Genomic DNA, 14,714 nt, shown 5'->3' on the forward strand with positions numbered 1-14,714 from the left:
CGCTCGAACAACTGGCCGAAGCGGAAGACATGGAGATCGGTCATCGGCGTGGCGAGGGACCTGAAGACCGGGCCGAGCCCGAGCTTCTCGAACAGCCCCATCTGCTCCGAGCGGGTTTTTTCGGCCCGGAATTCGTCATGGTGGATGCGATGCGGATCGACCAGCGCGACCTTCCGGCCCGCCTTGGCGAGCGACAACGCCAGCACGGTTCCGGCGAGCCCCGCGCCGACGATCGCCACATCGACCTCGGACCGGCCAGGCGGCACGGCAGGCGTCTCGCGATCTTCTGCGGCACTCATGTCTTTTCTCCGCCGCCTGAAGGCATGGAATCCTGCCCCTGCGTGCGTTTCCAGCGCGGCGCCATCGCCGAACCATCTATGAATTCCAGCCCGCCCGCCTCGTTGAGCGTGTGCAGCTTGCGGCCGGCCCAGCCTGCGCCGGGGTTGAGGATCGTTTCGACGACCTGCTCGAAGCCGGCATCGTCAAGCTGCGTGACGCGCGCGATGCCGAGCGCGGCGCCATAGCTCCTGCGGCAGTCCTGCACCGGGCGCAGGAGCTGGCCGCCGCGGCTGACCATGCGGCCCGCCGGCCGCGCCGAGGCGATGTCGATCAGCAAGGGGTTCTTCGGATGCGGCGTCCACGGCCCGCGGAAATCCGGCGCCGACCACAGATGCAACTGGTCGGAGAAGGCGCCGCCGCCGTCGCGCACGGTTGCGAACATCCACCAGCGCCCGCCATGCTCGGTGAGCGTGGCGTCGCTGGCGACGATGTCCGACAGGAGCGTCGCTTCCTTCACCCAGCCGCCAGGGAAGGCGGTGGCGCGGTAGAGATCGACCGTACGGTTGGCCGAGCCCTCCGGCACCATCCACATCTCGCCGTCGCGCTCGAACACGAAGGGGTAGGACAGGTGATAGGGCAGTTCCAGCACCGGCTTCGGGGTACCTGCCGGTCCGTTCGGCCCGAAAGCCACCGCCGAAAGGATCGCCTTGCCGGTGCGGTGGATATAGTCCTCGACGAACAGCGTCACCTGGCCGCGATAGAGCACGGGAAACGGATCGGCGTAAAAGCGGCTGCCGTCGTCGGGCAGGTCGCGCCAGCCCGATTGCGGATGGGCGCGCAGCTCGTAGAGGTCCTTGCCTCCGGTCTCGCGCCAGCCGACCCGCCAATGCGGGGCGTTGTAGCACAGATGATAGATCTGCTGGACGATGCGGCGCGCCGTCGCCTTGGCCGCACGCACGCCGAGCTTCGTGGCCGACGGCATGGCCGGGGCAGACGCCTCGGACGACGGTTCGGGCAGCACCGGAAGCGACGAGCGTGCGGCGCCGTTGACCGCCGCGACGATCAGGCTGGCGGTGCGCGCCAGCATGTCCTGGAACGAAGCCAGCGCAATGCCGTGATACTCGGTGCCGAGCCGTCCTTCGCAAACCGTCGCGCCGTTCTGTTCCAGGCGGGCCAGCGGCGTGCGGCCGGCAAGGATCAGCGCCAGCAGGGCTTCCTCGCCGCAGACGCCGTCATAGGCGAGGCGCCAGACCCGTCGGCCCTGCGGCTCGACGTCGCCGATGAGATCGACCGTGAGATCGGCCGGCGCGGATGGTCTCGCATGGCCGGCCAACGTCGAAAGTGGCACACGCTTTGCCGTCCCATTGGCGGGCAGTCGATGGATGAGCGTCTCAAGCTGGAACAGCGCCTCGGCGCTGCGCGGCACGCCGCCCGCCGCCGGACGGGCTTCGATGGCAAGCTCGATGCCGGGCAACAGCGACAGCCGCTCGGCCAGCGCCACGTGGAAAGCGCGCACGCAATCGCCGTTGAGGCGCAAAGTCAGGCGCATCGCCAACCCCCGGGCGACTCATATCCGGTGCCGGCGACCCGGCTGGCCAGGTCAAGCTTCCGCCGCATGCGCACGATGTCTCCAATTGGGCAGCACTTAAATTCAACTGTGTTGGTGCAAACTTCGTGCCAGCACGGCGTCAATTTATGAACATAATTAACAGTGTTTTAATCGTTGCCGGGAATAGCTAGGCCAACGCCGCATTTCTCATCTTGCCGGCCGATGGAGCGTTGTCGGAGCGACCTTTGCAACCACCCCTGCTCATGGTGCCTCAGCAGAACGCTCCGGAGGCGGTCGCCCCGGTGCCGGCCTATTATGCGCACGCTCCCGCGCAGGCCACGGTCGAACTTGGCGATCTCGGCCGCATCCTGCTGCGGCGCCGCTTCCTGATCCTCGCCATTACGGCGCTGCTCACCGCATTGACGCTTGCCTACAGCTTCCTGACGCCGGCGCTCTACTCCTCGACGGCGCAGATCATCATCGACCCGCAGGACCTTCAGGTCGTCACCAACGACGTCAACCCAAGCCGCATTTCGCCCGATGGCGGCATCACCCAGGTCGAAAGCCAGGTGAGCGTGGCGCAATCGAACGGCGTCCTGCTGCGCGCCATCAAGGCGACCAACCTGGCCGAGGACCCGGACTTCAACGGGCAGGGCGGGCTCGGCCGGTGGCTCGGCATGTTGTTTGGTTCCGACGACGGCGACAGGACGGCGCAAACGCTCGATTCGCTGCGCCGCCGGTTGGCGGTGAAGCGCGACGACAAGGTGCTGGTCCTCAACATCATCATCACCGCCAAGAGCGCCGATCTGGCGGCCGAGCTCGCCAACGCCATCGCGCAGGCTTATCTCGACGACCAGGCGGAAGCGCGATCGAAGGCCGCCGCCGACGCCTCCGATGCGATCAGCGCCCGGCTGGAAGACCAGCGCAAGCGCGTCGAGCAGGCGGCCAACGCCGTCGAGACCTACAAGGCCGAGCACAACATGGTGATGGCCGCCGGCAACTTGGTCAGCGACCAGGAGCTGACCGACCTCAACACGCAACTGACCGCCGCCCAGGCCCGAACCGCGCAACTCAAGGCCCAGGTCGACCAACTGCGCCGGCAGGGCAGCGCGCCGGACGCGACCTCAGAGGCGCTGCGCTCGCCAGTCATCGCCAGCCTCAGGGCGCAGGAGGCAACGCTCGTCGATCAGATCTCGCAGTTCGGCACCGCGCTCGGGCCGCGCCATCCTTCGATGATCGCGGCGCAGCAGCAATTGAGCGACCTGCGCAAGCTGATTTCGCGCGAGCTCGGCCGCCTCGTCACCGCCGCCGAGACGGATTACCAGCGCGCTCTGGCCAACCAGAAGGAACTGGAGGCCAAGGTGGCGTCGCTGAAGGGCAAGTCGCTCGACACCGACCAGGCGTCGGTGAGGCTGCGCGAGCTGCAGCGCGATCTCGACGCCCTGCGCACCGTCTATGCCAATTACCTGCAGCGCGCCCAGGAAACGCGCGAGCAGACCAGCGTCAACAGCACCAATGCCCGCATCATCTCGCAGGCCATGCCGGCGCTGAAGAAGAGCTGGCCGCCGAAGGGGCTGCTTGTCTTCGGCGCCATCTTCGGCGGGCTGGCGCTGGGCATCGGCATGGCGCTGATCGCCGAATATCTTTCGCCGACCGTGCTGTCCGCCAACCAGATGCAGTCGGCCATCGAGGCGCCGGTGCTGGGCGTGCTGCCGGGCAGGGGACGCCGCCGCTCCGGTGCCGCCGCCCAGAAGACCGACGCCGTGGCGGGGATGGCGCTGCAGCGCATCGCCGCCGCCACCAGGCGTCCTGCCGACTGGCCGCTGGTGCCCTCGATCCTGGTCGCGTCGCCGCCCGAGGACAAGGCGCAGCGGTCGAGGGTTGCATGGCAACTCGCCAATGCGGCGGCGGCCAGGGGCCGCCGCGTGCTGTTCATCGACATCAATGCAGGCAAGGGCCAGAAGGACCCGCAGCCTGGCGTGCTCGACGTGCTGCGCGGCGAATATCCACTCGACGCGGTCAGCCGCTATGCGCCCGGCAGTTCGGTGGCGCTGATCGGCAGGGGCCGGCCGACCGCGGTGTTCCAGGAAGCCCAGGCGCTCTATTTCGCCCACCGCATGCTGGCCGAGGCCAATCACAGTTTCGAGCTCGTCGTCGTCGACGGCGGCGCGCTGGCCGACGACCTCAACGTCCTGCCGCTGGTCGCCATGGCCGACGAGATCCTGCTCGTCGCCAGGCTGAACGCGACGCCGATGCGCGACGTCGCCTCGACCTCCGAAGCGGTCTCGGTCATGGGGCGGCTGCCGACCGGCGCCATGCTGGTCGACGAGGCAGCCTGACATGGCCACGATCCTGGCGGGTCCGGCCCGGCCTGTCCCGGCCCCGGGCTACGCGATGGCGGGCCCGCGCACTGTCCCGGTCGACACGCTGACCCGGCTCGGCATCACCGTGGCGGTGCTGCTTCTGTTTTCCATCTCGGGCGGCATGTTGTGGCTCGCCGGCTATAACTACGATGGCTTGCAGGGCAGCCCGCTGAGCAAGATCCACCCTTCCACCTATCTCTTCGTGCTCGTCTTCGTCTGGCGCTCCTGCACCTTCGGCAATCCGATTGGCTATGTGGTCCATGTCACCAACAAGCGGCCGGCGACGATGCTGATGGCAGTGATCTCGACGGTGCTTCTCTTCGTCGTCATCCTCAGGCAGCGCCCCGGCATGGCCGGTATGATCGATACTTTCGTCGCCCCGGCGCTGCTTGTGCTGCTGCTCAGCGAGGATGACGAGAAGACCTTTGCCCGGCTGCAGCTCGTCATCCATGTCGTCATGACCGTGAACGCGCTGCTGGCGCTGTTCGAGTTCGGCACCAAGCATCTGGTGTTCCCGTATCGGTTCGACGGCGCGGTGTTCGTCAACGACCTGCGCTCGACGGCGCTGCAGGGCCACCCGCTCTCCAATGCCATGGTCACCTCGATCTATGTGCTGTCGCTGCTGTCGGGCTCGCGCTCCCTGTCGACGCCGCTCAGATTGGCGCTCGTCGGCCTGCAGTTCTGCGCGCTGGTAACCTTCGGCGGCCGCTCGGGCATGGTGCTGACGATCCTGCTCGGCGGCGCCTATATGCTCATCCAGGGCCTGGCACAGCTCAGCACCGGACGCGTCAACCTTCTCGGCGCCGCGCTGGTTATCATGCTCGCCGCGCTGCTGCCGCTGGCGATCGCGCTTGCCGGCTATTACGGCTTCTTCGACGCGCTGCTCGAACGTTTCGTCTCCGACAGCGGCAGCGCCAATGCCCGCGTCGAGATGTTCGATCTCTTCAGGCATCTGGAATTGCGCGACCTGATCGTCGGGCCCGATGTCGACCTGCTCGACAGCATGCGGCGCATAAGCGGCCTGGAGCAGGGCATCGAGAACCCGATCCTGCGCCTGACGCTCTACCAGGGCGCCTTCTTCACGCTTTTGATCTTCTTCGGCTTCGCGCTGTTCATGCACGAGGTCGCACGCCGTTGCCACACCGGCATCTGGCTGCCGATGCTGGGCTGGCTCATCCTGCTCAACACCTCCGAAAGCATCGCCTCCAAGACGACGCTGATGACCAAATTCGTGGTGATCGCGCTGGCGCTTTATAGGCCGGCGCAGACGATGGTCCCTCAAAGGACGCGGGCGTAGCGCATCAGGCACCCGCGGGCTGTGCCGCAACCTCACGTCTTTTCGTTCCAAGCAACACCAGCGGCACCGCGACTAGATTGATCGCGATCACCGACAGCCAGATGGCGCCGGGCCGCTGCTTTTGTATGGCGAAGTAGAAGGTCGAGAAGGCCAGCGGCGCGACGATGGAGGCGAGGCTGACGGCCGAGGCCAGCACGCCCTGCAACTGACCCTGGCGCTCCGCGTCGACCTGCCTTGTCGCCAGCGCCTGGAAGGCCGGTGTGCCGATGCCGCTGAGCGCGAAGATCGGCATGATGGCGAACACCATCCAGCCCTGGCTGGCAAAGGCCATGGCGGCGAGCGCGATGCAGGCAAAGCCGATGCCGGCGACGAAGGCCTTGCGCTCGCCGAGCAGCCGGGCTGCCGGGCCGGGCAGGAAGGCCTGCACCAGCGTCTGGCAAAGGCCGAACATGCCAAGCGAAAGCCCGATCCAGAGGCCGTTCCACCGGAACGTGTCGAAACCCCAGAGCGCCCAGCAGGTGCCGTAGGCCTCGCCGGCGCCGGAAAGGATGAAATAGACCAGGACGATGGGCAGCAGCCCTTTCATCGAAAACACCCAGCGCAGCGGTTTGAGCGGATTGAGCGCGGCAAGGTCGATCCCCTGCCGGACCGGCTGGCGCGATTCCGGCAGGACGAAGACGGCAAGCAGCAGGTTCGCGGCGTTGAGCAGGGCGGCGGCGATGAAGGGCAGCCGGATCCAGTGGTCGCCGAGCACGCCGCCCAGCACCGGGCCGATGATGAAGCCGATGCCGAACATGGCGCTGAACAGGCCGAAGCGGCCGGCGCGCTTATCCTCAGGCGTAATGTCGGTGATATAGGCCGTCGCCACGGAGATGTTGGCGCTGGTGAGGCCCGCGACGGCGCGGCCGATGAACAGCATCCAGAGCTGCGGCGCGAAGGCCATGATCAGATAGTTGATCGCGGCGCCCGCCAGCGAAATCAGCAGGACCGGACGGCGGCCCAGATTATCGCTTAGCGCGCCGAGCACCGGTGCGAACAGGAACTGCATGGCCGCGTAGAGCGCGGTCATGATGCCGATATAGGCTATGATGTCGGGGCTGTGCGTCACCTCCTCGAGCAGGCGCGGCAGAATGGGGAAGACCAGGCCGATGCCGACGGCGTCCAGGCATATGGCGGCAAAGATGACGATGAGAGGCTTGTTGATGGGGATGAGCTCCGGGAGCGAAGGCGGTTGCGCCCATGGCGGCAAAGGGGTCGAATCTCACCTCGCGCCGGGCTTCAATGTCGGTATACTGAGTTTAAATATGTACTGAGTACACATATTGGCCGTCGCTGACGCGGAGTCAATGGAAATATGTACTGAGTACAAAAATCGTGCTACCGGAGGCCATGCCAGAACCGTCCGACCGCCGTTCCCGAAAACGCCTCGCCACGAGCAAGGCCATTTCCGATGCCGCCACCCGCCTGTTCATGGAGCGTGGCTTCGATCATGTGACGGTGGATGAGATCGCCGAGGCCGCCGATGTCGGCCGCATGACGGTGTTCAACCATTTCCCGCGCAAGGAGGACACGTTCTTCGATCGCGACGAGGAAGGCCGCGAGATGCTGCGCGAGGCCGTGCGCCAGCGTGCGACCGGCGTTGCGCCGCTCGAGGCATTGCACCTGCTTGCGCACCGGCTGGTCGCCGAACGCAGCCCGGTGGTCGAATTTTCCGCCAGAAGCGAGCGCCTTGTGCCGACGGTTGCCGGCAGCGAAACCCTGAAGGCGCGGGCGCGGGCGATCCGCGACGAGCTGGCCGACCTTGTGGCGGAAACGCTGGCCGAGGCGGTCGGGCACGATCCCGCCGATCCCGACGCGCATCTGGCGGCAAGCCTGCTGCTTGCGACCTGGACGGTCGCCTTCCTCGATGCCCATCGCATCTTCCGGCGGACCCGCAACCGGGAGAATGCAAACGATGCCTTTTTGGCGCTCGTCGACAAGGGCGCGGCGGGACTGAAAGCCGCGATGACTGGCACGCCTTACGTGTGAGGAGCAGGGGCTCCGGCATGAAACCAAACCCTTAGCGCGGTTTGGTGATTGAACAAGTCAAGTTCACTCCGCTGGCATCGTCAGTCCCAGCGCCTCGACCATTGCAGGGTCGAGCGCGCGCGTGGTGTCGTCCATCATGCCCATGCCGTCGAACAGGTCCCAGAACGCCCAAGGAAAGCTGGCCGCCTCGGCGCTCTGCCGCACATCGGCGACGTAGCGGGCGCGGTCGGGATTGGGCGCGGCGGTGTAGCGGGCATCGCTGCGCAGCGCGCCGAACTCGCCCATGATGATGCGCTCGCGGGCGATGCCGTGGCGGTCGGCCCAGTCGCTCACCTGCTTGAGATAGCCGTCGATGAAGCGGCGGTCGGGCTGGGCGTCGAAATAGACTTTCAGCACGCGTTCGGTCTCGGCATAGGCGGCCTTCTTGGCCTCGTCGGACCTTTCCGTGTCCCGCGCCATCCTCGCTCTGACCGAAGCAAGCGTCTGCTCGAGCGAGCCCGCCGAGGCCGGCCACGGCACGTTGTTCAGCGCGCGGTAGACCGGTTCGCGCATCCACGGCGCGCCCTGATGGCTGAACAGGTAGGGCTCGTAGAAGTGGAAGGTGAACAGGATCGGCTCGAAATCCGCCAGCGGCGCCGGATCGAGCGCCGTCAAGCCCCGCACCATCGAGCCGCAGCCGCCGGTGACGAGCAGCGGCACGCTCGGCCCCAAAACCCTGGCGGCCGTCAGCAGCGAGGCCTGTACGGCCGGCCATGCCTCGGAAGAACAGTCCTGAGGCGGCTCGTTGACAGGCTCCAGGGCCACCGTGCCGGCCGTCTTGCCCTGCAGCCTCTCGGCGATTTCGCTCATCAGCGCCCGATAGGATTCGAATTCCGGCGCCACGGTGCTGGAATACATGCGGTCGGGATTCCAGTAATGCGTGGCGCCATTGGCCTGCACGTTGACGATGACGCCCAGATCGGCGGATCGAGCCGCATCGACCGCTGCGTCGAGCATGCCCATCAGCTCGGCGCGCTGGCCCGCATCGGCGGCAAGGAACGGGCCGGGATCGACAGGCAGGCGGATGAAATCGAGCCCGCTGGCCCGCAACCGGGCAAGGTCGGCCGAAGTCGGCACCGGTCGCTGCGATTGGAAGGGCGGCCAGTCATAGTCGGTGCGGGGCGCGGGAAATTCGCGCGTCAGCGCAAACCATGGCCAGGTGTTGACGCCGCGCCTGAAACGCCATGCGCCGGCTGTTCGCGCTTGAGATACGAGCGGTGGAACCGTGGTCGCCAGTGGCACTGTTGCCGCGCCCAGCGCCGCCTTGAGGACCTGGCGGCGCGACCAGCCGGTCATGCGTGCCTAGCGCGGTCGGCCTTTGCCGGCGCGGCTGTGGTGACGCCGAGCTGCCGCAGCGCTTCCTTCTCATAGGCGCTGAGCACGTCTTCCCAGCGGAAGGCCTCGCGGGCGCGGGCCCGTGCCGCCTTGCTGCACCGCGCCACCAGCGCATCGTCGCCGAGCGCCTCGTCGATCCGTGCGCTCAGGCTCTCGGTGTCGTTGAAATAGATCGCCGCATCGCCGGCGACCCAGCGGTTGTAGCGGTTGTCATGCGCGATCACCATGTTGCCGGCGGCCAGCGCCTCGACCAGCGAGGGGTTGGTGCCACCCACCGTGTGTCCGTGCATATAGGCGCGCGCATGGTAACGCAGCGCCTTCACTACCGCCTGGTCGTAGATCGCGCCCGGCATCATCACCGTGTCGCCCGCCGCCTCGCGTACCGCTCGGTGGTAGGGAATGTCGTCGTTGAGCGTGCCCAGCACCACCAGCTTCATGTCGCCGCGATCGCGGCGGCGGAAGGCTTCGATGATCGGCAGGATGTTGTTGTCGGGTTCGATCCGCGCGATCGAGACCAGGTATTTGCCGGGCTCGAGCCCGAGCGCGCGAATGGGTTCCTCAGGCGCCGAGGTCACCGGATCCGCGCCATAGGCGATCGTGGCGATGGCGCTGCGCGGCCGCCGCGTCGCCAGATGGTCGGCGATCGCCGGATGATCGGCGACGAGCCGGTGCGAGAGCCAGGCGCCGATCCATTCGTTGAGCCAGAACCAGCTGCGCGCCGCCGGTCCCCATTTCGGCCGCCGCCACTCGATGCCGTCCATGTTGGTGATGATCTTGCGCCGCATGAGCCTGAGCCAGGTCAGGAACACCGCGCCATTGTAGCCGAGGACCAGGCACACACCCGGCCGCATGGCGGCGTCGAGCACGCATTGCCAGTCGAATTCCAGCGTCGCGCGCGGACCCTTGGAGGCGACCTCGATGGTGATGAGCTCTATGCCGCGCCAGATTTCGCTCGACACCCTTTGCCCGACGCGCCCGACCTCCTTCTGGCAATACACGCCGACATTCCAGCCGCGTCCGGCCAGGAAAAGCGCCAGGCGTTCCGCGAAAGTCTCGAACCCGCCATGGGAAGCTGGAATGCCGCGCGTTCCCAGGATCAGGATCGAAGGTCTTTCGATCAGGATGGAAGGTCGTTCCGGTTTCAAAATGAAGGATTCCCCGGGGTTCGGTCATGGTTGTTGCTACGTCAATGACACGCCCAGCAACTTCCGTGCCAGGGTACCCCCAAGGTGAATATTCACATGAAGGTGTAAAATTTCTCTTCAGGTCGCCGGGTTTGCTTCATTATCGGTCAACTTTCGCGACGTATCTGTACCGATACGGGGCACGGCTGGGGTTCTGGGCCGCAGCCGGGCATTCAAGACCCGGCATGATCCTTGCTCCCGGGCCTGCAGTGGCCACCGCTGGGTAGAGCGGCGTGCGGATTTGGCATGAAGTTCTTCCGCGCTTGAAGGGTTCCGGTGCTGAGCGGACTCGGGGTGCAAGGTGGAAAGATAGTGATGCGCATTGCCTGCGTTCATCAGGGCTATGAGCTCTACGGTTCGGACCGCAGCTTCGCGGAAAGCGTGGCTGCGCTGCGCGCCGCGTTTCCGGCCGCCGAGATCGAGGTCGTGCTGCCGCGCGAGGGACCGATCGTCGACATCCTCAAGCCGCATGCCAGCCGCATCGTGCTCGAGCCGCTCTGGGTGCTCAGGCGCCAGGCGATGCTCAAGCTCGCCACCGTCGAGATGGCGCGGCTGCCGGTGGCGCTGTGGCGCGCCTGGCGGCGCATGCGCGACAACGACCTCACCTATATCAACACCTCGATCATCGCCGATTACGCGCTGGCCGCGCGGCTTTTGCCCTGCAAGGCGCTGCTGCACATCCACGAGATCCCGGAAGGCGTTCTGCGCAAGGTGCTCGTCGCTCTGATGCGTTGGAGCAAGGCCGATCTGATGTTCAATTCGCGCGCCACGCGCGCCACCTTCGGCGATCCGCCGGCCGTCGATGCCAAGGGACGGCGCACGCATGTCGTCTATAACGGCGTCGCCGGGCCGGTGGCCGCCCTGCCGACGACTTATGATGGCAGCCGCCCGCTCAAGGTCCTGCTGCTTGGCCGCGTCAACCGCATCAAGGGACAGGAAGTGCTGCTCGAAGCGGTTGCGTCGCTCCCCAAGGAGTTGCAAGATCGCGTCGAGGTCCGCCTCGTCGGCGGCGCCTTCGAAAGCGTCGAGCGCGAGCACGCATTGGCCGAACTGGTCGGGCGCATGGGGCTGACCGGGCATGTCGAAGTGCTGCCTTTCGTCTCCGACCCCACCGATCACTACCGCTGGGCCGACATCGTGGCGGTGCCGTCGCGGCGTCCGGAATCGCTCGGCCGCGTCGCCATAGAGGCGATGGGTTGGGGCCGTCCGCCGCTGGTCTCGGCGATCGGCGGACTGGTGGAAGTGGTGGCCGATGGCGAGACCGGTTGGCATGTGCCGCCGGGCAATGCCGCGGCCCTTGCCGGCAAGCTCACGGAGATCATCCTGCGGCCTGAACTCTGGCGCGGCTACGCCGCAGCCGGACGGGCTCGCTACGAGGCTCTCTTCAGCGAACATATCGCCGCCGCCGCGATCGTGGCGATCGTGGCCGACAAGCTGAAGGCGGCGACGCCGCGGCAGGGACGGGCGCGCATCGCTCGCGAGGCGGAGACGAGCCCGTGAGGTTCACCTTCCCGGCCCACCTGGTGCGGCGCCTGATGCTGATGATCGGCGGCGAGGCGATGCAGAGCGGCTTCCATTTTGCCCTCAACATCGCGCTGCTGCATCTTCTATCGGCCGAAGGCTACGGCCTCTTCGCGCTGGCCATGGTGATGGGCGGCGTCGGCCTGTCCTATATCCGCTCGCTCACCGCCGTACCGGCTACCGTATGGATGAGCAAGAGCACCAACAGGGCCGGCGTCGACGCTTATGATGTGACCTTCGGATCGGCAGCACTTGTGGTGGCGCTGCTGATGGGGCTCGGCACCGGGCTTTTGATGCGCCTGCTGGGCGATCCGAGCGGCATCGGCGCGGCCTGCTTCGTCTGCGCCTGGTCGCTGCGAAGCCATATGCGCACGGCCTTCTTCGCGCGCCGCATGCAGCTCGTCGTCTCCATCAGCGACGCCGTGTTCACCATCGCGGGCATAGTGCTCGCGGGGGCGGCGATCTGGTTCTTCGCGGACAAGCTTCAGGCCACCTTCTATGCGCTTGCCGCGGCCAATGTCGTCGGCATCACCGTGCTGGTGAGGCTGGCGCGGCGCAGGCTGCGCATCTCCTTCCGCGCGCCGACTTGGCGGCGCTATGCGAAGCTCTGGCCGCAGCTCTCCTGGTCGGGTTTCAGCGCCACCACCACCAACATCCAGGGGCAAAGCCTGGCGCTGCTGGTCGCCGGCATCGCCGGCCCTGCGGCCTACGCGCCGCTGGCCGCGGTGCTGGTGCTGTTTGCGCCGCTGCGCATCTCCAGCCTTGCCTTCTCGAACATGACGCAGCCGGAACTGGCAAGGTTGGTACGCAACAAGGAATTCGACCGCGTGTGGACACAGGCCAAGATCTGGGCCTGCGTCATGGGGGTCGGCGGCCTGGCCTATGGCGGCGGCATCCTGTTCATCCTGCCGATGATCAAGTCCCAGGCCCTGCAGCATGCCTCGATCGGGCTGATCGGCCTCTTCGCCATCGCCAACTATGTGCCGATCATGGCCTATGTGATGCCGCGTGTGGTCCTCGAGATCGTCGGCGATTTCCGCATCGTCGCCTTCACCACCATGGCCGGCGCGATTGTCGGGCTCGTGACGATCGGGATCCTGTTGGCCGTCGCGCCGTCGACATGGTCGCTGGCCGGCGCCGCGCTGTCCGAAATCTTCGTGCTCGTGGCTTCATGGTATTTCGCGGCCAACCGCATGTGGAACCTCAAGCACCCGAGCGAGCAGCGCCCCACCGTGGTCGGTGCCTGGCGCCGCGCGGCTACGCTCGCCGTGCAGAGACGTTAGGAGAATGATGTGGCAAGCCAGGCAATGCCGATGGCCGCGATGACGACGGGTTTGGCCGATGGCGAAGCCGCGCCGCATGCCGTAGGCTCCGCCAGCAGCGCTTACGTGGCGCGGTTGCACACCAGCCTCGATGCGGTCAAACCGCTCTGGCTGCGTCTCGAGACGACGGGCGTGTGCACCGGCCACCAGCATTTCGCCTGGGCCGAGGGGATCGTCGAAGGGCTCGTGCCGCAAAAAGCCGGCCTCGCCATCGTCGAAGTGAGGGATGCCGGCACGGGCGAGCCGAGGATGCTTCTGCCGCTGATGCGTCGCCGGGCCTTCCACCATTGGGTGATCGAGTGGCTGAGCTGCGGCGTGTGCGACTATTCCGCGCCTTTGCTCGCCGACGCGACGCCCTGGACCAGGCAATCCGCCGAAGCTGCCTGGGTCGCGGTGCTTTCTGTGCTGCCGCCGGCGGATCGCATCCACATCGCCGGCATTCCGAAAGAGGTCGGCGGCGTCGCCAATCCGCTGGCGCTGCTTTCGTCGGCGCACGATTCCATCCACTCGCATTACGGCATCGCCATGGACGGCGATGCCGAAAGCGTCGTCAAGCGCATCTGCCGCCCCTCGTTCGTCAAGGCGCTGAACAAGGATCTCCGCCGGCTCGATCGCAATGGCGGCCTGGCCCTGGTGGAAGCCGATACGCCGGCCCTTGTGGACTCGATTTTCGGCAAGCTGGTCGAGATGCGGCTCAGCCGTTTTCGCGAGCTGGGGCGGTTCGATCTGCTGGCGCAGCCGCCGGTCATCGATTTTTACCGCAAGGCCGCGCATCGTGGCCTGACGGACGGCTCGGTGCGGATATTCGGCCTGCGCGCCGGCGACGTGACGGTCGCGGTCCAGTATCTGGCGGTCCATCTGGGCACCTTGCACGCGCTGTTGATCGCGATCGACCAGACCGCGGTGCCCAATGTTTCGCCCGGCCTTTGCATCATGGGCGAGCTGATCCGATGGGGCCGGGGTGCCGGCTTCGGCTATTTCGACCTGTCGGTCGGCAATCAGAGCTACAAGGAACATATGGGGGCGGTGAAGGCGGTTCTGTCCGAACTTTGCTACGGCATCACGCTGAAGGGCATGGCCGCGAGCGAGGCCATCAGATACCGCGGCCGGGGCGTCGCTTTCGTGCGCGACAAACCGCGCCTGTTCAAGCTCGCGCAGGAATTCATGCAGCGCTGGCGGCGTCTGCGGTCGGGTGGCTGAGCGGCGGCTTTGGCCGGCAAATTGACTCACATTCCGGTCTCCGCCATGCTTAAGGGCAGCCGCTATCTCCGCGGCAGCGTGTTCGAGTGAGGCCATGGCCAGTCCCGTTGCCAGAGAAAATTCCCGCCGCGCCGCGGTGAAGACCGCGCTCGATCGCCACAAGGTCTATGTCACCGCGCAGCGCTTTTCCGGCGGCTCCTACAGCGCCCGCGTGCTGGTCGACGGCGAGGCCTACTGGGTCGACGAGTTCCGGCTGAGCCAGCTGCGGCAAGGGCTGACGCCGGCCGAGCTGGAACTGACGCCGGCGATTGACGATTGATCTCTTTCCTTTGCTCCGCCGCGCTATAGGAAAATCTCGGATGCTGGCGGGACAGCCCCCCTCTCTGTCCTGCCGGACATCTCCCCCTCTAGGGGGGAGATTGGCAGTTCCAGCGCCGGCACTCCCCTTCCAACGCCGGCGATTGGCGAAAGTGGTCGCGACATCCGATCTCCCCCCTTGAGGGGGAGATGTCCGGCAGGACAGAGAGGGGGGCCGTAGAGCCAGCATCCGAGATTTTCCTATAGCGCGGCGGAGCAAAGGAAAGAGATCAATCGTCA

At 66.4% G+C, this 14,714-nt stretch carries 12 protein-coding genes; 7 read left to right on the forward strand and 5 right to left on the reverse strand.

The genetic code is table 11. The features are described 5' to 3' along the window. Together FJ471_RS31660 and FJ471_RS31665 are read right to left on the reverse strand one after the other, a co-directional pair. A partial coding sequence (locus tag FJ471_RS31660) for an FAD-dependent oxidoreductase (RefSeq protein ID WP_140809382.1) occupies window positions 1-299 on the reverse strand: 299 nt, incomplete at its 3' end. Continuing rightward, window positions 296-1,828, reverse strand: coding sequence for a formyl transferase (locus FJ471_RS31665; RefSeq protein ID WP_140809384.1), 1,533 nt, complete (start codon window positions 1,826-1,828; stop codon window positions 296-298). The genes FJ471_RS31665 and FJ471_RS31660, both read right to left, overlap by 4 nt. A gap of 245 nt (window positions 1,829-2,073) precedes the next feature. Here FJ471_RS31665 and FJ471_RS31670 point away from each other — a divergent pair, with 245 nt between their 5' ends. Beyond that, a complete protein-coding gene (locus tag FJ471_RS31670; protein WP_140809386.1) occupies window positions 2,074-4,167 on the forward strand; it encodes a Wzz/FepE/Etk N-terminal domain-containing protein in 2,094 nt (697 codons plus the stop codon). Window positions 4,168-4,222: 55 nt separating this feature from the next. Beyond that, on the forward strand, window positions 4,223-5,488 hold the full coding sequence (locus tag FJ471_RS31675; protein WP_246684882.1) for a VpsF family polysaccharide biosynthesis protein: 1,266 nt from the start codon (window positions 4,223-4,225) through the stop codon (window positions 5,486-5,488). A 4-nt stretch (window positions 5,489-5,492) separates the two neighbouring features. Here the strand turns inward: FJ471_RS31675 and FJ471_RS31680 are convergent, their stop codons facing one another. Next, window positions 5,493-6,692, reverse strand: coding sequence for a TCR/Tet family MFS transporter (locus tag FJ471_RS31680; protein WP_140809407.1), 1,200 nt, complete (start codon window positions 6,690-6,692; stop codon window positions 5,493-5,495). 185 nt (window positions 6,693-6,877) lie between these two features. Between FJ471_RS31680 and FJ471_RS31685 the strand changes: the two genes are divergently transcribed. After that, window positions 6,878-7,516 (forward strand): TetR/AcrR family transcriptional regulator, encoded by a 639-nt coding sequence (locus FJ471_RS31685; RefSeq protein WP_140809389.1) that lies wholly within the window; start codon window positions 6,878-6,880, stop codon window positions 7,514-7,516. Between the two features lie 63 nt (window positions 7,517-7,579). Here the strand turns inward: FJ471_RS31685 and FJ471_RS31690 are convergent, their stop codons facing one another. Both FJ471_RS31690 and FJ471_RS31695 read right to left on the reverse strand, forming a co-directional pair. After that, the gene (locus FJ471_RS31690) at window positions 7,580-8,851 is read right to left on the reverse strand and encodes a cellulase family glycosylhydrolase (RefSeq protein ID WP_140809392.1); all 1,272 of its coding nucleotides are present in this window, start codon (window positions 8,849-8,851) and stop codon (window positions 7,580-7,582) included. Next, on the reverse strand, window positions 8,848-10,035 hold the full coding sequence (locus FJ471_RS31695) for a DUF1972 domain-containing protein (RefSeq protein ID WP_246684881.1): 1,188 nt from the start codon (window positions 10,033-10,035) through the stop codon (window positions 8,848-8,850). Before FJ471_RS31695 ends, FJ471_RS31690 begins: the two co-directional genes overlap by 4 nt. Window positions 10,036-10,389: 354 nt before the next feature. Here FJ471_RS31695 and FJ471_RS31700 point away from each other — a divergent pair, with 354 nt between their 5' ends. The 4 genes from FJ471_RS31700 (at window position 10,390) to FJ471_RS31715 (ending at window position 14,436) form a co-directional block, all read left to right on the forward strand. After that, window positions 10,390-11,574, forward strand: coding sequence for a glycosyltransferase family 4 protein (locus FJ471_RS31700; RefSeq protein WP_140809396.1), 1,185 nt, complete (start codon window positions 10,390-10,392; stop codon window positions 11,572-11,574). Beyond that, window positions 11,571-12,878 (forward strand): hypothetical protein, encoded by a 1,308-nt coding sequence (locus FJ471_RS31705; RefSeq protein WP_140809398.1) that lies wholly within the window; start codon window positions 11,571-11,573, stop codon window positions 12,876-12,878. The genes FJ471_RS31700 and FJ471_RS31705 overlap by 4 nt, the downstream gene beginning before the upstream one ends. Before the next feature lie 9 nt (window positions 12,879-12,887). Beyond that, window positions 12,888-14,117, forward strand: a complete 1,230-nt coding sequence (locus FJ471_RS31710; RefSeq protein WP_140809400.1) for a GNAT family N-acetyltransferase — start codon at window positions 12,888-12,890, stop codon at window positions 14,115-14,117. Window positions 14,118-14,211: 94 nt separating this feature from the next. Beyond that, a complete protein-coding gene (locus FJ471_RS31715; RefSeq protein WP_140809402.1) occupies window positions 14,212-14,436 on the forward strand; it encodes a hypothetical protein in 225 nt (74 codons plus the stop codon). Window positions 14,437-14,714 lie beyond the last annotated feature (278 nt).

The organism is Mesorhizobium sp. B2-7-1, assembly GCF_006440735.1.
Taxonomy (GTDB): domain Bacteria; phylum Pseudomonadota; class Alphaproteobacteria; order Rhizobiales; family Rhizobiaceae; genus Mesorhizobium.